Below are 18507 nucleotides of genomic sequence, written 5' to 3' on the forward strand. Positions count from 1 at the left end.
AAAAGACCATGCTGCCCCGCCTGCATGACGAACATGTGACAGAAAAGGCGCTTTCGGCGTGTCGTCACGATACTGACATAAGAGACGCACAGCATTGGCGGGATTCGCCTGCCTTCCGACCCTCTGACGTTCTGAACCGCTCCGCCTTGCCCTCACCCCGGGATATCGCCACCGCATCGTATGGCGGGGACGAAGCAGGCCTGATCTGCGGCTATCTCTTCGACGCAGCGGCCGAAGAGCCGGCGAGCGCCATCGATTCCGCCGCTGCGGCCGATTGGCTGCAGCAGGCCGAGCCGCCGGCCGGCGCCTTCCTGTGGCTGCACTTCAACCTGAGCCACGCGCAGGCCGAGCGCTGGCTGCAGCGGCATGCGGACCTGTCCGACACCTTCTTCGAGACGCTGAAGGAAGGCCTGCATTCGACCCGCATCGAGCGCGCCGACGATTCGCTGATCGCGGTCATCAACGACGTGCATTTCGAGTTCAGCTTCGAGCCCTCGGACATCTCCACCCTGTGGATCAGCGTCGGCCCGCGCCTGGTGGTGACGGCGCGCGCCAAGCCGCTGCGCTCGGTCGACGCGCTGCGCACGGCGGTGAAGGCCGGCGATGCGCCGCGCTCCACCACCGAGCTGCTCGAACACCTGCTGCGCGCGCAGGCCGAGGTGCTGGTGAACATCGTGCGCGGCGTGACGGCGCGCATCGACACGATCGAGGACGAACTCCTGGCCGGCCGACTCGACCACAAGCGCGCCCGGCTCGGCGCGATGCGCCGCCTGCTGGTGCGGCTGCAGCGCCTGCTGGCGCCCGAACCGGCGGCGCTGTTCCGGCTGCTGCAGCGCCCGCCCTCCTGGATGGCCGAAGCCGATGCCCAGGAACTGCGCGGCTCGACCGAGGAGTTCTCGGTGGTGCTGCGCGACATGGGTGCGCTGCAGGAGCGCATCAAGCTGCTGCAGGAAGAGATCGCGGCCAACGTCAACGAGGACAACAACCGCAGCCTGTTCGTGCTGACGGTGGTGACCGTGCTGGCGCTGCCGATCAACATCCTGGCCGGCCTGTTCGGCATGAACGTGGGCGGCATCCCGCTGGCCGAGGACAAGCACGGCTTCTGGGTGGTGGTGGCGATCGTGCTGAGCTTCACCGCGATCGCGGCCTGGGTGGCATTCCGCAAGAAACGCTGAAAAGACGAAAAGAATAAGATCGTGGCGTGTCTTCCATCCTCAATGCAGACCTGCACTGTCACTCCGTGGTGTCCGACGGCACCCTGACCCCCGAAGAGCTGGCCGCCCGGGCCGCCGCCAACGGCGTCGAACTCTGGGCCCTGACCGACCATGACGAAATCGGCGGCCAGCACCGCGCAGCCGCGGCGGCCCGCGAGCAGGGCATGAAGTACCTCACGGGCACCGAGATCTCGGTCACTTTCGCCAATGAAACGGTGCACATCGTGGGCCTGGGCTTCGACCCCGAGGACGCGGCGATAACCGAGGGCCTCTACGACACGCGCGGCGGCCGCGGCAAACGCGCCATGGAGATGTCCGAAGGCCTGGCCAAGGTCGGCATCCATGGCGCCTACGAAGGTGCGCTCAAGTTCGTCGGCAATCCCGAGCTCATCTCGCGCACGCATTTCGCACGCTTCCTGGTCGAGCAGGGCCACTGCCGCGACACCAACGAGGTGTTCCGCAAGTTCCTCACCGAAGGCAAGCCCGGCTACGTGCCGCACCGCTGGGCCGCGCTGAAGGACGCGGTGCGATGGATTACCGGCGCCAAGGGGCTGGCCGTGATCGCGCACCCCGGCCGCTACCGGTTCACTGCCAACGAGGAGTACGCCCTGTTCCTCGAATTCAAGGAGCACGGCGGCCGGGCGATCGAGGTCGTCACCGGCAGCCACTCGCCGGCCGAATACGAGGAGTACGCCGACAAGGCGCTGGAGTTCGGCTTCGCCGCCTCGCGCGGCAGCGACTTCCACAGCCCCGACGAGAGTCACTGCGACCTGGGCAAACTTCCCTGGCTCCCCGGCAAACTGACACCGGTGTGGGAGCTGCTGGAGCACCGCATCCAGTGACCGGGCCGTCGACGAGCGGCGGCCTGGCCGTCCGGAAGAGCACGCGCGACATCGCATCCGAGCGCATCCTGGCCGGCATCGGCCTGGTGCTCTTGGCCGTCGCCTGCTTCGCAACGCTGGACACCGCCACCAAGCTCTCGACCGCCGGCGTGCCGATCCTGATGGGCGTGTGGTTCCGCTATGCCTTCCAGGCGGTCGCGACCACGGTCGTGCTGCTGCCCAAGCACGGCCCCGCGCTGCTGCGCACCCAGCATCCCAAGTACCAGCTGCTGCGCGGCGCCCTGCTGCTCGCGTCGAGCACGCTGGCCTTCCTCAGCCTGCGCTACATGCCGCTGGCCGAATTCACCTCGGTGGTACTGATCGCGCCGCTGGTCATCACGCTCCTGGCCGCGACCACGCTCAAGGAACAGGTGTCGCCACTGCGCTGGGCGCTGGTGGCGGGCGGCTTCGCCGGCACGCTGGTCATCCTGCGCCCGGGTGGCGAAGCCTTCAGCTGGGCCGTGCTGCTGCCGATCGGACTGGTGCTCACCAACGCCTGGTTCCAGGTGCTGACCAGCAAGCTGGCGCAGACCGAGAACCCGCTCACGATGCACTTCTATACCGGCTGGGTCGGCACGCTGATCGCCTCGCTCACCCTGCCCTTCGCGTGGGCGGCACTGCCGGGATGGCACTGGTGGGCCTTGCTGTGCCTGATGGGCTTCATGGGCACGGTCGGCCATTTCATCCTGATCCTGGCCTACCAGCGCGCGCCAGCCTCCACCCTCACGCCCTACCTCTACGCGCAGATCGCCTTTGCGATGCTGGGCGGCTGGCTCATGTTCTCGCAGGTGCCGGACCGGCTCTCGCTGATCGGCATCGCGACGATCGCGATCTGCGGCGCGGCCGGCGCCTGGCTCACGGTGCGCGAGCGCCGCGTGCCGATCGAGCCGGCCGAATCCTAGGCAGAATGCGCAAGGCCATGGCCCAGTACTTCGAACTCCACCCCGACAACCCGCAGCAGCGCCTTCTCAAGCAGGCCGCCGCCCTGCTGGCGCGCGGCGAGATCGTCGCGGTGCCGACCGATTCGAGCTATGCGCTGGCCTGTCACCTGGACGACAAGGATGCGGTGGACCAGCTGCGTCGCATCCGCCAGGTCGACGAGAAGCACCACCTGACGCTGATCTGCCGCGACCTGAGCGAGCTCGCCGCCTATGCGCGGGTCGACAACAAGCAGTACCGGCTGCTCAAGGCGGCCACGCCCGGACCCTACACCTTCCTGCTCGAAGCCACCAAGGAAGTGCCGCGGCGCGTCAGCCATCCGCAGCGCAAGACCATCGGCCTGCGCGTGCCCGACCACAGGGTGCTGGGTGAACTGCTCATGCTGCACGGCGAGCCGCTCCTGGCCACCACGCTGATCCCGCCCGGCGAGACCGAGGCGCTCAACGATGCGCAGCTGATCCGCGAACGCTTCGAAAAGCAGATCGGCGCCGTGATCGACGCCGGCGCCTGCCCTTCGGAGCCGACCACGGTGGTCGACCTCACGCCGATGGGCATGGGCGGCGATCCGGTCCTGGTGCGGCAGGGCCGCGGCGCGCTGGCGGTGCTCGGCCTTTGAGCCCGGCCTCCCTGGCCGGTCTGAGACAATGGGTTGGTGGATATTTCAAACCTGATTCAAACCGTGCTGATCTACGCACTGCCCGTGGTCTTCGCGATCACGGTGCACGAGGCGGCCCACGGTTACGTGGCACGCTACCTCGGCGACAACACGGCCTACGTGCTGGGGCGCGTGACGCTCAACCCGGTCAAGCACATCGACCCCATCGGCACCATCCTGATGCCGCTCCTGCTGTACTTCGCGACCTCCGGCGCCTTCCTGTTCGGCTATGCCAAGCCGGTGCCGGTCAATTTCGGCCAGTTGCGCAATCCGAAGCGCGACATGATCTGGGTGGCGCTGGCGGGGCCGGTCTCGAATTTCATCCAGGCCATCCTGTGGGCGCTCTTGCTGGTCGGCCTGGTCGCCGCGGGCGTCGACGAAACCTTTTTCATCAAGATGGCCCAAGGCGGCGTGCTGGTCAATCTCGTGATGTGGGCCTTCAATCTGTTTCCGCTGCCCCCGCTCGACGGCGGCCGGGTGCTGGCCGGCCTCCTGCCGCGCGGCGGCGCGCAGGAGTTCCTCGCGCGCATCGAACCCTACGGCTTCTTCATCGTGATGGGCCTGGTCATCGCCGGCATCGTCAGCACCTGGTGGCTGCGCCCGCTGATGAGCTTCGGCTACCAGGCGATCAACCTGCTGATCTCCCCCCTCACGGCCCTGCTGCGCTGAGTTTTCCCCCATGGCAACGTCCTCCACCGCTCCCGTCCGCTTCCTCACCGGCATCACCACCAGCGGCACGCCGCATCTGGGCAACTACGTCGGCTCGGTGCGGCATTCGGTGCGCTTCAGCCGCCAGGCCCATGTGCAGAGCTTCTACTTCCTGGCCGACTACCACGCGCTGATCAAGGTCGACGAGCCGGCGCGCATCCAGCGCTCGACCCTCGAGATCGCCGCCACCTGGCTGGCCTGCGGGCTCGATCCGGAGCGCGTCACCTTCTACCGCCAGTCCGACATTGTCGAGATTCCCGAGCTCACCTGGCTCCTGACCTGCGTCACCGGCAAGGGCATGCTGAACCGCGCCCATGCCTACAAGGCGCAGATGGACAAGAACATCGCGCGCGGCGAGGACCCGGACGCCGACGTGAGCGCCGGCCTCTTCATGTACCCGGTGCTGATGGGCGCCGACATCCTGTTGTTCAACGCCCACAAGGTGCCGGTGGGCCGCGACCAGGTGCAGCACATCGAGATGGCGCGCGACATGGCGCAGCGCTTCAACCATCTCTATGGCGAGCACTTCACGCTGCCCGAGGCCGAGATCGACGACGCGGTGGCCACGCTGCCGGGCCTCGACGGCCGCAAGATGAGCAAGAGCTACGACAACACGATCCCGCTCTTCACCCCGCGCGCCCAGCTGCAGAAGCTGATTGCCGGCATCGTGACCGACTCGCGCGCACCCGGCGAGCCCAAGGACACCGAGGGCTCGGCGCTGTTCCAGATCTACCAGGCCTTCGCCGACGGCGAGGAAACCGAAGCGTTGCGCAAAGCCTACGCCGACGGCATCGGCTGGGGCGATGCCAAGCAGATCCTGTTCGAGCGCATCGACCGCGAGGTCGCGCCGATGCGCGAACACTACGATGCCCTGCTCAATGACCCGGCGCAGATCGAGCAGATCCTCCTGGCCGGCGCCGACAAGGCGCGAGCGCTCTCCCGCCCCTTCATGGCCGAGCTGCGCCATGCCGTCGGCCTGCGCAATCTGGGGGCCGGGAGCCAGGGCACGGCCCGCAAGGCAGCCAAGGCCGCGCGTCCGAGTTTCAAGCAATACCGCGAAAAAGACGGGCTTTTTTATTTCAAGCTGCTCGACGCGAACGGTGCACAACTGATACAAAGTCTAGGTTTCGCGTCGCCGCAGGAGGCGGGCCGGGCCATCGCCACGCTGCGCGAGCAGCGCGGCGCCGGACTGACCCTGATCGCCGCGCAACTCGAACCCATCGACAATGCGGGCATGCGAACGACAACGGAGGCCCTGGAAGCGCTTGCATCCGAGGCTGCAAACGAGAAGAACTAGGGAAGATTCCGCGCGATGACGACCGGCACCGCCGGCCAGCGCGCACACAGTGAGAAAAAAGTTATGAGTATTTATGTCATCGACGATCACCCCTTGATGCGCGACGCCATCGTGATGGTGCTGCGGCGCCTGCGGCCGGCCGAGAACATCGTGGAGCTGGAACGGCTCGACAAGCTGGCCAGCGCCGTCAAGCAGCACGGTGCGCCGGGGCTGTTCTGCCTCGACCTGAAACTGCCCGATGTGACAGGCGTTTCAGGCGTGATCGCGGTGAAGCAGATCTACCCCGACGTTCCGGTTGCGGTCTACTCGGCCTCGCCGGCAGCCGATATGGAAGAGGCCTGCATCGAGGCCGGTGCCGACACCTACATCGAGAAGTCGGCCAGTTCCGCCGAACTCACCGCCGCGCTGCGCGGCCTCCTGATGGCCGACACCGAGGCCGAGGAGCCGGTGGCCGCCGCCAACAGCAAGCTGTCGAAGCGCCAGACCCAGCTGATCGCCATGCTCGACCAGGGCATGAGCAACCGCGACATCGCGACCGAGCTCGACATCAGCGAGCACACGGTGAAAGTGCACCTGTGGCGCCTGTTCCGGCGCCTCGGCGTGAAGAGCCGGACGCAGGCGCTGCACCACGCCCGCACGAACGGATTGCTCTCCAGCAACCCCTAAAAAAACCGGGCTCGTGGCCCTAGGGGTTGGCTTAAAGTGTTGACGCCAAAGCCCAAGACGCCAAACGACCTCCGAGTCACTTGCTGCCGGGGGTCGTTCCTTTTTGTGCAAGAGCCGTAGGCCCGCAATGGAGCAAAGGGGAACAGCCGGTTAGGGCCCAAAACAGTCAAGGGCGGCGGATCAGAGCGGCCATTCGCGATCTTCCCGACCCACCTCAGTCGCGCTCACCCGGCATAGCGAGAATCAGCTCCTCGTCAATTGCCGTTGCCCTCTGCCCGTCACGCTCGCACAATGCCCTGTTGAAGGATTTTCGATTGGGTTGAAATGGCATCTCGACCAAACGTCCTGATCATCGGAGGCGGAATTGGCGGCTTGTTCGCCGCCAATGCGCTGATCGGACAGGGGCTGCGTGTTTCGGTTTATGAACAGGCGTCCGCACTGGGCGAGATCGGCGCTGGTGTGTTTGTGACACCGAATGCGGTGCGCCACTTGGAGCGTTTGGGCCTCGGGCCCGCCGTCGAGAGATGGGGTGCGCGAGTCGGTCCCGGCTCCTACTACTTTCGCCACGACGGTACGCCGATCGCCCCGGTGCAGGTGTCGGATGCCTCCGGCTGGAACGCGACCTTTGGCATGCACCGCGCCGACGTTGTCGATTTCCTCGCTGCCAACCTGCCCGCCGGGATCGTCCATACCAGCCATCGTGCTATCGCCTTCGAGCAGACCGACGACGTAGCCCGCGTCGAATTTGCCAACGGCGCCATCGCCGAGGCCGACGTTGTGGTTGCCGCCGACGGAATACATTCCGAACTGCGTTCCTACGTCTTTCCGCCCTCGAAGCCCGTCTTTCACGGCACCATTTCTTATCGAGGTCTGGTCTCGCGGGAGCGCCTGCCGAACTGGCCGATGGACCGCTGGCAAATGTGGGCCGGTCCGTCCAGGCATTTCCTGGTCTTCCCTGTTCGTCACGGAACGATGGTCAACTACGTCGGGTTCGTGCCGACCGATGAGGAAATGAAGGAATCGTGGTCCGCGCCCGGCGATCCAGCGGTGCTGCGCCGCGAGTTCGAAGGCTGGGACCCGCGCATCGCCAATGTCCTTCAGCAGGTCGACAAGACATTTCGCTGGGCACTCTACGACCGCGAGCCGTTACCGACCTGGACCAAGGGCCGGTTGACGCTGCTCGGCGACGCGGCACATCCGATGCTTCCGCATCTGGGTCAGGGGGCCAACCAGGCAATCGAGGACGGCATGGCGCTCGCCACGATCCTGGCCCAGGTGGACACATCGGGAGTACCGGCGTCGCTACTTGCCTACGAGCGATTGCGTCGCAAGCGCGTGGCGGAGATTCAGCTTGGTGCCCGACAGAATGGACTGCGTCTCGACTCGACCGACATCGATCTCAGTGCCCGTGACGCGGCGCTCGCCGCACACGCCGAATTCCGCAAGCGCCTCTATGCCTACGACGTGGTGGCGGATGCGCGCGCCGCCGCGGCCGCGCTGCTGCAATAGATTTCTTTCGGCGCCTGCGGGATGCGATGCTGATCTGCCGATGACGGCCGCTCTGTGGTATCTGTTGAGTGGCCATGTACCCGTTCACTGACCGCTTTAGAGCAGCTGGCCCAACTACCGCTTCTGGCCGGATGCTGCCACACGCCACAGCCGGTTTGGCGCCGGTTAGGGATTAACGGGCGCCAACGTTCTGACCCAGCGCTCGAACGCCGCGCTTTCGAACGTGTGCACACCGCCTGGCGCCTTCGAGATGATGGTCTTGGACTTCAAGTTGTTGAGCGAATACTGCACGTCGGACGGCGCGAGCGAAGGAACGCCGAGAGCTTTGGCAAGCTTCGCAAGCGCCGCCTTTCCGAATGGTTTGGCATGCGGGTCGTTGACGAAGAGCAGAAGGAGCTGGCGCTGCATCGCATCGAGCGACGCCCAGGTTCCTTCGTGGTTTTCCTCCTTGTCCTGCTCTGCCTTTTCGGTTGCCACTGCGCGCTCTAAGGTGAGCGATGGGTCCATGAGCATGGCCACGACCACCGAGAGGAATGGCTCGGGCTGCTGGTGGAATTCTTGGAAGGCCGTCCACCCTGCGGCGACGTCCAGGGTTCGTCCGCTGGCGACCTGGAACTTCTTTGCGACGAATTCGACTAGTTCTCTGCCAAGCAGCGGGAACTCTTGAACAGCGGCGCCCACCGAGAAGAGTGGCGCGGTGCTGTTGGAGAAGACGTTGGCGAGCTGCGTGCGCGATGAGCCGGTGAATACGACTCGCAGCTTGTCGCTATTTTTGGTGATGGCGGTGCGCAGTGCCATTGCCATCAGCTCATTCTCCTTGTTTCGTGCAAGTTCCTGAGCTTCATCGACCAAGAGCAGAAGCTTCTTCTTGGAAACAAGCTTGACAACGAGTTCTTCGATACGCAGGGCGAGTTCAGTGGCTTCCTTTTTCGCGTCGCCCAACTCAACCTCGATGGCGCCCTTCAACTCACCCGCGCTGCCGGATGCCTTGACCTTCTTGACCGGCTCATGCAGCTTGTGGAGCGCCTTTTGTGCCAACGTCCTCGGCGTGAGCGCTTCCTCCAGTCCCCGAACAATCGCGATGCCGGGGTTCAACCTCGTCTGCCAAAGGTCCACGTACGCGACGGTGAAGCCGGCAGCGTCGGCTGCTGGCGTCAGGTCTTTGCGCAGAAACACCGTCTTCCCAGTGCGCCGGGGCGCGAAAATGGTCGTGCTCACAACCGGCCCGGCTTGCAGCAGGGCTAGGTAGCGCTTTGCGAGCTCCGGTCGGGGGCAGTGCCAAATCTGGTTCAGCTCCATACGAAAAATTATAGTCAACTTTCATAATTATTGAAAGGTAGTTTAATTTTTCACAATACTCGCTCTGCCTTCGTCATAGGACGGGACATGTCCGATGGGTGATTCGTTTGCCGATACGTTGCGGATGTCCGGTTCTGGCCGCCTTCAGGCATCCGGCAGAGGTTCCCGTGCGGACTTCGGTTGCTCGCTCGCCAGCGCTGAACGTGGCGAACTACGCGGAGGGGTTTCAGGACCGCTTGCAGGGCGGCGCCGCTCAGAAGGCCGAAGGGGGAAGTGTCTGTCATTTCTGGAACGCTGGCCTTGTAGATTGTTTTCTGGTTGATGGCCAAAAAGTAGATATCACACCAACAAACGTAGACAAATTTGGGCCCTCTGATTCGGCGTACTGAAAGGCTCGACGCGCTACTCGCTGAGGACCTCGGCGCAAAGGTGGCGAACGCCCTGAGCAACCTCGAGCCGCAAATGTTGGCACGAGCCGTGGACTTCCTGTACCTATCGGAGACGCGCTCGACCTACAACATCGAGGACGAAATTCCCGACAACAATCGCTCGGCCAAGTTCCGACGCCTGCTGGAACAGGCCGGCGAGCCCGGCGCGCTCAGCGAAGAGCAGCTGGTGCAATGGCAGTCACAGATTGTTGGCCCCTTGTCCATTGAAGCGTCTTATCGCAATAGTCAGAACTGGCTTTCGCGCCCCGGAGGACGCCTGCGGAACATCGCTGACTTCATACCTCCGCCGCCGACGCTCGTGGACTCGATGATGGACTCAGTGGCCGAGGTCGCTGCGTTGGCCGCGGGGCGGGGCCTTCATCCGGTACTGGCTGCTGCTTGTTCCTCGTTCGGCCTGGTCTACGTGCATCCGTTTCTGGATGGCAATGGGCGGCTGCATCGCTTCTTGCTGCACCATGTGCTGCGACAGGCCGGCTTCACGCCTGCCGGTGTGGTGCTGCCACTGTCTGCGCGCATGCTCAAGGACTTGCCTCGCTACTCCGCCCTGCTCAAGAGCTACTCGCGGCCGCGCACGGAGCTTCTCGACTACCTGTTGGATGCAGAAAGCGCCACCATCTTGGTACGGTCTCCGCAACCGGCATGGCTGTACGCCTACTTCGACGCCACCGAGATGTGCGAGTTCATCCTCGAGTGTGTGAAGCTATGCGTCGAAGAGGACCTGCTGGACGAGGTGGCCTACCTTCGCGCCCATGACCTTACCGTGCGCGAGTTGGGAAACTGGCTCGACATGCGCCAGTCGCAGCTCAACACACTCATCGACGTTATCGTCCAAGGACACGGCAAGTTGTCCAGGAACAAGCGCAAGCTGGCTGAAAGACTGAGCGATGCCGAGGTCGAACGCATGGAGGCGACCGTCAACAGCCGCTTTGCAGAGTACTTCGAACGGCACGCGCCCTGAGCGGGCAACGATATTGCCTCGATTGGGCTCGGGCGTCGAACGACCGGTGTTGGGCCGGCGACGGACATCAGCCATCGTTTATCGACAAGACTCAAACGGATGCGAGCCGATCCACCGTATCAGGGAAGCGCTGGACAAGACGGATCAAAAGTGCAGCCTGCGCATTCGGCCTGGCGCGGCCCTGTTCCCAGTTCTCCAGCGTCCTCGGATTGGTTCGCAAGTAGCGGGCGAATACAGGACGGGACAAATGGCGGCTTTCGCGCAGGGCGATCAACTCGCTCGCCGGGATCGCTGGCGCCGGCATGTCCTGAACTTCATGCGTGCGCAGCGTGCGCTTGCCGCCGCGATGCTCTGCGAGGGCCTCGAAGCCCTCAGAAATCTCGGCAGGCAGCGAGGCATTGGAGGCGAACTTCGCTGGGACGACTGACCCAAAAGACGCCCACGTTGCACAACGCATTTCCCGCTTCATCAGTTCAACAAGCAGTTCGTCTTGGGCCAGACCTGGGCGCACCTCCGCCTCCGCCTTTAGGCGATCACGAGCCAGCTTGACCGCGGCCTCCTTGTCGTGGATGGTGGTTTCCTTGAGCACCGACACGTACCAGCCATCAGCGGTTCGCTCTTTGATCCGGTCGACAAAGGCTGCCAGGAAGGCCGCCCGGATGCCACTGTCTTGGTCCATGTAGACCCGCAACGGCCTCGGGAAACCGAAAACCTGACAGAGAAATCCTGGCCAGAAAAATCCCTCCGAGCCCGAACGGGCAGGGAGGGCAGTCTACGAGACCAAGTCGTCGGGATCAGCACTTTAAGCCAACGGCTGATATGGCTTGATCCTGTCAAGAGCGCAAGCCCATCTCTCCGGGTTCCGGATTGCAGAATTCGTTCGCGAATGCCGGATGGGGAACGCGACGGAGCCGGGTGCGTGAGCGACGGTTGATCATGCTGATATGCGTGGATTGGCTACCGACAGTTCATGTATTCGTCGCGGGGCTGCCTGCTTTCTAGGGTCTGCGGTTGGTCACTTGCGTGGCTGCGCAATAGCCGCGCCGAGGATTCCCCTGTGGCCGTGGCTGCGCCGCGTTCCCGATCCGGCCTCAAAGAGGTTGTTCGATAGGCGCCTCCTTCGCGTTGCTTGCCATGTCATCGCGGGTTCACGTCGAGGCAGGCGGCGTCACCTCGCGCGCAATGGCCCACACGAAGCCCGAGAGTTCGCGCGCGATGGCCACCACGATCTTGTTGTGCGGCATGCGCCGCGCGGCCAGCCGCTTGAAGCGCGCGCACAGCCGCAACTGCGCCGTCCAGGCGATGTCGGTCACGGCCTTGGGCAACTCCGACTGGCGCCTGGCGATGACCGCACTGACCCGCGCCGGGTAGCGGTACTGGTGCGCCACTTCCACCAGCATGCGCCGCGCCGCCGAGTTGCCGGCCTTGGTGATGGCACCCTGTCGGCGGCGCTGGCCGCTGGAACTCTCGCTGGGCACCAGGCCCAGGTAGGCCATCAACAGGCGCGGGTTGGCGAAGCGGTGGAAGTCCTGGATCTCGGCCACCAGCGTGATCGCGGCGATGAGCTGCACACCGCGCAGCGCCTGCAGCGCGGCCACCACCGGCGCCAGCGACCAGCCCGCCAGCGCATCGCGCAGCGACTGCTCCAGGCGTGCGATGCGCGCCCCCGACTCGCTCACCGCGTGCAGGTACTCCTGGAAGGCGATCTGCTGCGCGGCGTGCGGCAGCGCCATGCTGGCCAGCCAGCGCAGATGCGCCGCCGTCCAGGCGCTCTTGCCCGCGTACACCACGCCGCTGCGCAACAGCAGCGCCTTCAGGCGGTGGCGCGCGTTGCGCTGTTCCCGCACCGCGTCCTCGCGGGCGCGCACCAGATCGCGCAGCGCCTCGTCCACGGCGTCTGGCACGCGCACGGCACTGAGTTCACCTGCGCGTGCCAGGCGCGCCAGCATCAAGGCGTCGCGGCGGTCGGTCTTCACCCGATCACCCGAGCGCTTGGGGATGGACGAGGGCGCCACCACCTCGCAGTGGTAGCCCAGTGCGGCGAGGTGGCGCTGCAGCACGAAGCCGCAGGGGCCCGCTTCGTAGACGACATGTAGGCAATGGCCCCGGCTGACCAGGCGGCGCAGGGCCTTGGTGACGGCACCGACGCCGCCGGCGACCGCGCCCAAATGGCGCACTTCGCCGTCACGGCCGGCCTCGGCCAGGGCGATGTCGATACTGTCCTTGTGGACGTCTAGGCCAACGTAAACGGTGGCCGCAGTGGTGGTAGATTGACTCATGGCCCGTCTCCTTGCTCGTTGACACGCTGTCCGCCCCTCGGGGTGCAGCGTTGTGGCTCGGCGCACCCACGGTGCGCAACCCACGGTAGTCCTGGAGACGGGCCACCTCAACGGCTCAAGCCATTCTGTCTAGGCTCGTGGCCCGGTTTTTTTATCCTACGGCGCCCGAAATACGCGTCTGCGCCTGGGATTCGTCGGCGTCGTGCAAGGCGACTCGGAACACGCTCCCCCGGCCCAGCCTGGAGCGCACGCTGACCGGATGCCCGAGCGCATGCGACAGCCGCGCCACGATCGCCAGGCCCAGGCCGAAGCCATCGGACGTGCCGGCATGGTCGGCCACCTTGTAGAACTCCAGGAACACGTCGCGCAAGTGTTCGCGCGCGATGCCGATGCCGGTGTCCCACACTTCCACGCGCAGACCGTCGCGCGTGTGCCGCGAGGCCAGCAGGACGCCGCCCTCGGCGGTGTACTTGATCGCGTTGGCCAGCAGGTTGCCGATCATGCGGCGCACGCGGATCGGGTCGGTCAGCACGGTGCCGGAGCTCACGTGCATGCGAAAGGTCAATCCCTTGGCCTCGGCCACCGGCCGGTACTGCAGTTCGAGATCGTGCAGCAGCTGGGCGACATCCACCCGCTCGATGTGCAGCCGCACCTGGCCGGAATCGATGCGCGCGAGGTCGAACAGCGAGTCGAACAGCGCATTGACTGCATGCGTCGCGCGCACGATCTTCGGCGCGATCTCGGCCACCAGCTCGGGCTCGTTGCGCAGCCAGTCGGCGTAGAGCGAGAGCGCCAGCACGGGCTGGCGCATGTCGTGCGCGGCACTGGCGAGAAAGCGGTTCTTCATGGCCACCGCCGACACCGCCGCCTGCCGTTGCTGCGTGAGCGAGTTGATCAGAATGTGGTTGTGGAACAGCAGTTCGAAGCTGTTGCGCGCCGTCTCGTGGATGCGCCGCCCCGCGCGCAGCAGCAGCCACCAGTGCAGCCCCGGCAAGAGCAGGAAACCGTAGTGGAAATGCGGCCGTTCGAACTTGAGTTCGATCACGCGGAAGACGACCGCCAGCAGCATGGTGACGAACAGCGTGTTGACGTAGCGCTTGAGCAGCGGCGGATGCAGCGCCAGCCCGTTGAGCGGAAAGGTCGCCACGCCGGCGACGATCAGCCAGCTCATGAACTGGTTCACCAGCGGCGTGCGCTCGAAGAAGATCAGGATCGACAGGCCCCAGGCGAAGGCGCTGGCGCTCCAGAGAAAGCGGTAGCGCTCGACGAAGTACTGCTGGGCGGCCGAGTCGCGGTCGGCGTAGTGCCGCCCGTAGAGCTGCTCGCCCCAGATGCGGCAGGCGGTGGCGCCGATGCCGATGGCGAGCCAGGCGAACAGCTGCCAGGGCGGCACATGGCCCCAGCTCAGGCCGACCATGGCCGGCATCAGCGCCGCGGCCAGCAGGTAGGAGCCGCGGGACGCCCGCATCAGGCTGCGGATCAACTCGCCGCGCACCCACGGTTCGGCTTCGTCGGCGGATGCCGGTGCCGGCGTGAGGCTCGCGAATGACGAGTTGCCCAACCCTGCGAATGACGAATTACCCATCATGGCTCACTGCCCTCTCCCACTGTCAGTCCGGCCATTAAAAAGCCCCTCGCGAGGGGCCCTGCATCCCACCGCCTGCGGCGGTCGGCGGTGACAAGCGATCTTAACTGCGCACGAAGGAGGATCCGCTATCCGCCGCCGAAGTAGCGCAGCGCCGTGCGACCGAGCGGCGTGACCGCGTTGACGACCGCGGCCGCCCCGTCGTCCATCGGGATGTCTGCCTTGACGTAGCCCGCGTCGCGCAGGATGCGCAGGTGTTCGATGTCCTCCGCGTGCGTGACCGTCATCGGCAGCCCGCCCGCGATGATCCTCCTCAGCAGCTCGTACGCCATCTCTCCTCCTTACCCGCTGTTGTTTCTCTTCTTGACGGGATTGTGCGGCATCGGAATGCGTGAAGCCGCAAGCGGTGATCGGGCCTTACCCTGATCGTCAGGCCGGGTGGCAAGGCCAGTCGAGGACCACCGACGTGCCGCCGTCGGCACCCGCTTCGATTTGCAGCGTGGCGCCGATCGCCATCGCTCGCGCCCGCATGTTCGCCGTGCCGTGGCCCGTGGCGCCGAGCATTGCCGGCGCGCCCTGGATGCCCACGCCGTTGTCCGTGAGCACGATGCGCACGCGGGGCGGCGCGCCGTCGCGCCAGCTCGCATGCATGAAGATCCGCGAGGCCCGCGCGTGCTTCAGCACGTTGGTGAAGGCTTCCAGCAGAATGCGCTGGAACTGAAGCGCCACCTGGGCCGTGAACGAGGCGACCGGTGGAATCGCCGCGACATCCCAGTCCAGTGCAATGCCAGCCGCGTCGAGGCGGGGCTGCAACCGGTAGCGCAGCGTGGCCAGCATCGTCGCGAGGTCGTCGTGCGTGGGTTGCAGGGAATCGACGGCCATGCGCATCTCGTCCAGCGCCAGCTTCACGTGCTCCTCCAGCACCGCCGTGCTGGAGCCGCGCTGCGTCACCATGTTGAGCAGGCCGACCAGTTGCGAGCCGACGCCGTCGTGGATCTCCCGCATGATGCGCTGCCGCTCGATCAACACCGCCTGCTCCTGCTGCTGCGCACGCAGCTTGTCGAACGCACCCCGCAACTGCTGCTCGCGCTCGGCCACGCGTTCCGCCAGGTTGGCGTTCAGCGCCCGGTAGTCGGTCACGGAGCGGCTGTAACGCTCGATCACCACGCCAGCCAGGATCAGCACGAAGAAGAACATGGCGTGCGAGGTCAGCGTGAATTCGGCGCCACCGAAGAGGCCGATGCGCACGGCGAGCAGATCGTGGGCACCCGCCGTGACGGCCAGGGTGCCGGCCGCCACCAGCACCCACGCGATGCGCCGGCGCGCGACGAAGGCCTCGCGCAGCACCAGCGGCAGACAGGCCATGCTGGTGAGCTGGAGCAGGATGAGGCTGGCGGTCCAGAGGGCCGGCCGCGCGAGCCCGAAGGAAGCGCAGGCCAGCACGACGGCGGTGCCCAGCACCGTGTGGATGGTCCTGACGAGCCAGGGCGGATTGCGGTCCAGGACCAGCAGCACGAAGCGGGCGATGAAGCCGATGTGGCACGCATAGCCCACCGCCACCATCGCGCCCCAGAGCGGCCAAGGCACGGGAACGTCGAGCCAGGCGCGATCGAGGTTGCGGATCACGCCCGAGAAGGCCGCCAGGCTGAAGCAGCCGTAGAGTGCATCGCGCTGCCGCCACCAGAGGCCCGCCGCCAGCCCGCCCATGAGCAGCAGGCTCACGGCGTAGACGATGGACGAGGTGTGCCGCCATCGCCGCTGCGCCGCCTCGAGGGGCTCGATCGCGGCTTCGGAGCCGTACCTGACCGCGCTCAGCCCGGCGCCCCGCTGGCGCTGTACCGTCGCCTCGATCAGCAACTCGTCGGGCTGGCCGGCATGCAGCAGCGCCGCGGGAATCCGGATCAGGTGGCTCGCCTTGGAGGCGTCGTACCCGCGCTCGCCGAGGATGCCGAGGCGGGCGACGACGGTCCCGTTCAGGGAGATGGCAGCCTGGTTGCCGACACCGGACAGCAGCAGTGCCAGCGGCCCGCCGTCCAGCGTGGCGCCGGGAGGCAGCGTGATCCGGTAGCTGACCGTTCCACCGCGCCCCGGGTATTCGCGGTCCCAGCGAAACGGAAGCTCGACCTCCCGACTGGCGGACGGCAGTCCCTCGGGCCGGAGGGTCGCCGTGGCCGCGCTCACGCTGTGGATCTCGGCGGCGGCGGGGCCGGCAGCGACCGCCGTCAGCGCGGCGATCGCCAAGGCGAGGCAGCGCGTCACGGCGCGGATGGCGCCCTGCATGGCGCCGCGGCTACGGAAGCCAGCCCAGGCTTCGCGCCTCGAACACTGCTTCCGACTTGTTGTGGACATCCAGCTTTCCATAGATGTTGCGGATGTGGGTCTGCACGGTGGAGACCGATACGCCCATGCGCACCGCCACTTCCGCATAGGGAAAGCCTCGGGACACCAGGTCGAGCACCTCGAACTCCCGCGGCGACAGGCGCTCGTGCGGAGAGGAGGCTGCGGCGGCCTGGGGCGCGACGGCCGCCGGCCGCTCCTGCTGCTGATGGGCCTGCCAGCGGCGCAGCAGCTGCCGCGCGATGACGGGCGACATCGGCGATCCGCCGGCGCGCAGGTTGCGGATGTGGGTGGCAAGATCGGCTTCGGTGCCGTCCTTCAGCAGGTAGCCGCTCGCGCCGGCCTCGAAGGCCTGAACCATGTTGCCCTCGTCGCCGAAGATCGAGACCACCATCACCGCGCAAGCGGGCTGCGTGCGCCGGCAGTCGCGGATCACGTCGAGGCCGGATCGATCCGGAAGGCCCAGGTCCACCAGCAGCACGTCGACCGGATTCTCGGCCAGCCATTCGAAGATCTCCCGCGCCGTGCCGGCACTGTGGGCCAGCTCGAGGGACGGGTCGGCCCTGACCACGCGCGCAATGCGCTCGCGCATGCTGAAGTCGTCTTCGACGAGGGCAATTCGTGTCTGGGGCATGGTGGGCGGAACGCTCGATGCGGCGGATTGTTGCATCAGAAATGGCATGACACCCGTACGCCGGCACCGGGCGGCAAGACTAGGTCCACGTGGCGCGGTCGATGCTGCCGGCGTACTGAGTCACGCCCGATTTGAAGATCTCGATGCCCACGCGATTCGCGTCGACGTTCAGCAAGCCCCAGTTGCGCTGCTCGGCGCCGACGGTGACGGCCGTGCACACCGCGGCGCCCGACGAGGTGGCCTCGAATAGGAACCGCCCGTTGGTCAGGCGATAGGAGGCCAGGTTGTTGTCGTGAATGTCGCCGCTCAGGATGAGGATGCGATGGTTCATGGCCAGCGCCTGCATCCGCCCGTACTCGTCCTTGCAGTCGAGCCAGGTTTCGCCATTGCGCGCATCGAACACGATGCCCGATGCGATGAGGTGAACGGTGGACGGATCGGCGGCGTTGCAGGCCGCCTCGATCGCACTCATCTGGGCGGCACCCAGCAAGGCCTTGCGGCCGCGCCGCGTCTTGTAGCTGCGTCCGTCGGTGAGGTGCAGCAGCACGTTCTGGCCGAGCGCAACATTGCTGTAGCCGGGCTCGGGGGTCGTGGCATCCCATATGAATGGCGCGGGCGGGAAGCTGCCCGGGGCCAGGCGTGCCGCCAGCGCCTTGCGGTAGGCCGCGAACACGGCCCGGCTCGGCGGGATCAGGTGGCTGAGGTGCGGCTGGCCAGCGATCTCGGCGCCGCAGGCGCCGTTCCAGAGAAAGTCGTGGTCGTCCCAGATCGCGTGGGTCGTGAGCTGGGGTTGGGCAACGAGCGCCTGAAAGCTGGGCCGCGCGATTTGCCGCGCGAGCCGCCCATGAGCGTGCACGGCGAAATCGTGCGCGCTCATGCTCTTCACCTGCGACATGCTGGCGCCGTCGGCATCGTAGTAGGCGGAGTCGCCCAGGAGCACCAGCACGTCCGGCTGGCGCGCCGCGATCTCGTCCCATGCAGATTGATCGGGGAAGCGGAAAGAAGTCATGCAGGAGGCGAAGGCGATGCGCATGGATGCTCCTTGGATGGGGCCGGCGGTCGAAGCTTAGGCCGCCGACAGGATGGCTGCCATCCTG

Annotated in this window: 17 protein-coding genes; 9 read left to right on the top strand and 8 right to left on the bottom strand. The window is 66.0% G+C overall.

The genetic code is table 11. From position 1 onward, the window contains the following. Nucleotides 1–146 precede the first annotated feature (146 nt). From ACSQ9A_RS21040 to ACSQ9A_RS21075, 8 genes are all read left to right on the top strand, one after another. Nucleotides 147–1175: a transporter gene (locus tag ACSQ9A_RS21040; RefSeq protein WP_093111167.1), complete on the top strand. Its 1029-nt coding sequence runs from the start codon at nucleotides 147–149 to the stop codon at nucleotides 1173–1175. Between the two features lie 26 nt (nucleotides 1176–1201). Then, nucleotides 1202–2056 (top strand): 3',5'-nucleoside bisphosphate phosphatase, encoded by an 855-nt coding sequence (locus tag ACSQ9A_RS21045; RefSeq protein ID WP_436305032.1) that lies wholly within the window; start codon nucleotides 1202–1204, stop codon nucleotides 2054–2056. Continuing rightward, entirely contained in the window at nucleotides 2053–2997 is a 945-nt protein-coding gene (locus tag ACSQ9A_RS21050; protein ID WP_244504086.1) for a DMT family transporter, read from the top strand. The genes ACSQ9A_RS21045 and ACSQ9A_RS21050 overlap by 4 nt, the downstream gene beginning before the upstream one ends. A gap of 17 nt (nucleotides 2998–3014) precedes the next feature. Then, complete coding sequence (locus ACSQ9A_RS21055; protein WP_093111282.1) at nucleotides 3015–3650, top strand: L-threonylcarbamoyladenylate synthase; 636 nt, start codon at nucleotides 3015–3017, stop codon at nucleotides 3648–3650. A 36-nt stretch (nucleotides 3651–3686) separates the two neighbouring features. Then, nucleotides 3687–4358: a site-2 protease family protein gene (locus ACSQ9A_RS21060; RefSeq protein ID WP_436294974.1), complete on the top strand. Its 672-nt coding sequence runs from the start codon at nucleotides 3687–3689 to the stop codon at nucleotides 4356–4358. A gap of 10 nt (nucleotides 4359–4368) precedes the next feature. Beyond that, the gene (locus tag ACSQ9A_RS21065) at nucleotides 4369–5694 is read left to right on the top strand and encodes a tryptophan--tRNA ligase (RefSeq protein ID WP_436305033.1); all 1326 of its coding nucleotides are present in this window, start codon (nucleotides 4369–4371) and stop codon (nucleotides 5692–5694) included. A 63-nt stretch (nucleotides 5695–5757) separates the two neighbouring features. Next, nucleotides 5758–6360, top strand: a complete 603-nt coding sequence (locus ACSQ9A_RS21070) for a response regulator transcription factor (protein ID WP_093111278.1) — start codon at nucleotides 5758–5760, stop codon at nucleotides 6358–6360. A 324-nt stretch (nucleotides 6361–6684) separates the two neighbouring features. Continuing rightward, nucleotides 6685–7869 (top strand): FAD-dependent monooxygenase, encoded by a 1185-nt coding sequence (locus ACSQ9A_RS21075; RefSeq protein WP_436305034.1) that lies wholly within the window; start codon nucleotides 6685–6687, stop codon nucleotides 7867–7869. A gap of 165 nt (nucleotides 7870–8034) precedes the next feature. On the opposite strand, the gene ACSQ9A_RS21080 is transcribed toward ACSQ9A_RS21075, so the two are convergent. After that, nucleotides 8035–9168, bottom strand: coding sequence for an AAA family ATPase (locus ACSQ9A_RS21080; protein ID WP_436305035.1), 1134 nt, complete (start codon nucleotides 9166–9168; stop codon nucleotides 8035–8037). A 429-nt stretch (nucleotides 9169–9597) separates the two neighbouring features. Here ACSQ9A_RS21080 and ACSQ9A_RS21085 point away from each other — a divergent pair, with 429 nt between their 5' ends. Further along, nucleotides 9598–10575, top strand: a complete 978-nt coding sequence (locus ACSQ9A_RS21085; protein ID WP_436305036.1) for a Fic family protein — start codon at nucleotides 9598–9600, stop codon at nucleotides 10573–10575. A 91-nt stretch (nucleotides 10576–10666) separates the two neighbouring features. Here the strand turns inward: ACSQ9A_RS21085 and ACSQ9A_RS21090 are convergent, their stop codons facing one another. From ACSQ9A_RS21090 to ACSQ9A_RS21120, 7 genes are all read right to left on the bottom strand, one after another. Beyond that, nucleotides 10667–11254, bottom strand: coding sequence for a helix-turn-helix domain-containing protein (locus ACSQ9A_RS21090; RefSeq protein WP_436305037.1), 588 nt, complete (start codon nucleotides 11252–11254; stop codon nucleotides 10667–10669). 469 nt (nucleotides 11255–11723) lie between these two features. Next, complete coding sequence (locus ACSQ9A_RS21095; protein WP_436305038.1) at nucleotides 11724–12854, bottom strand: IS110 family transposase; 1131 nt, start codon at nucleotides 12852–12854, stop codon at nucleotides 11724–11726. Nucleotides 12855–13005: 151 nt separating this feature from the next. Then, entirely contained in the window at nucleotides 13006–14442 is a 1437-nt protein-coding gene (gene shkS, locus ACSQ9A_RS21100) for a surface-behavior sensor histidine kinase ShkS (RefSeq protein WP_436305039.1), read from the bottom strand. Between the two features lie 125 nt (nucleotides 14443–14567). Then, nucleotides 14568–14771: a hypothetical protein gene (locus tag ACSQ9A_RS21105; protein WP_436305040.1), complete on the bottom strand. Its 204-nt coding sequence runs from the start codon at nucleotides 14769–14771 to the stop codon at nucleotides 14568–14570. A gap of 97 nt (nucleotides 14772–14868) precedes the next feature. Beyond that, nucleotides 14869–16719 carry an ATP-binding protein gene (locus ACSQ9A_RS21110; protein ID WP_436305041.1) on the bottom strand — a complete coding sequence of 617 codons (1851 nt, stop codon included), beginning with the start codon at nucleotides 16717–16719 and terminating at the stop codon, nucleotides 14869–14871. A gap of 10 nt (nucleotides 16720–16729) precedes the next feature. Next, the gene (locus tag ACSQ9A_RS21115) at nucleotides 16730–17410 is read right to left on the bottom strand and encodes a response regulator transcription factor (RefSeq protein ID WP_436305042.1); all 681 of its coding nucleotides are present in this window, start codon (nucleotides 17408–17410) and stop codon (nucleotides 16730–16732) included. A gap of 79 nt (nucleotides 17411–17489) precedes the next feature. Further along, complete coding sequence (locus ACSQ9A_RS21120) at nucleotides 17490–18443, bottom strand: alkaline phosphatase D family protein (protein WP_093106116.1); 954 nt, start codon at nucleotides 18441–18443, stop codon at nucleotides 17490–17492. Nucleotides 18444–18507 lie beyond the last annotated feature (64 nt).

The sequence above is a fragment of the Variovorax sp. LjRoot290 genome, from assembly GCF_964253985.1.
Lineage (GTDB): Bacteria > Pseudomonadota > Gammaproteobacteria > Burkholderiales > Burkholderiaceae_C > Variovorax.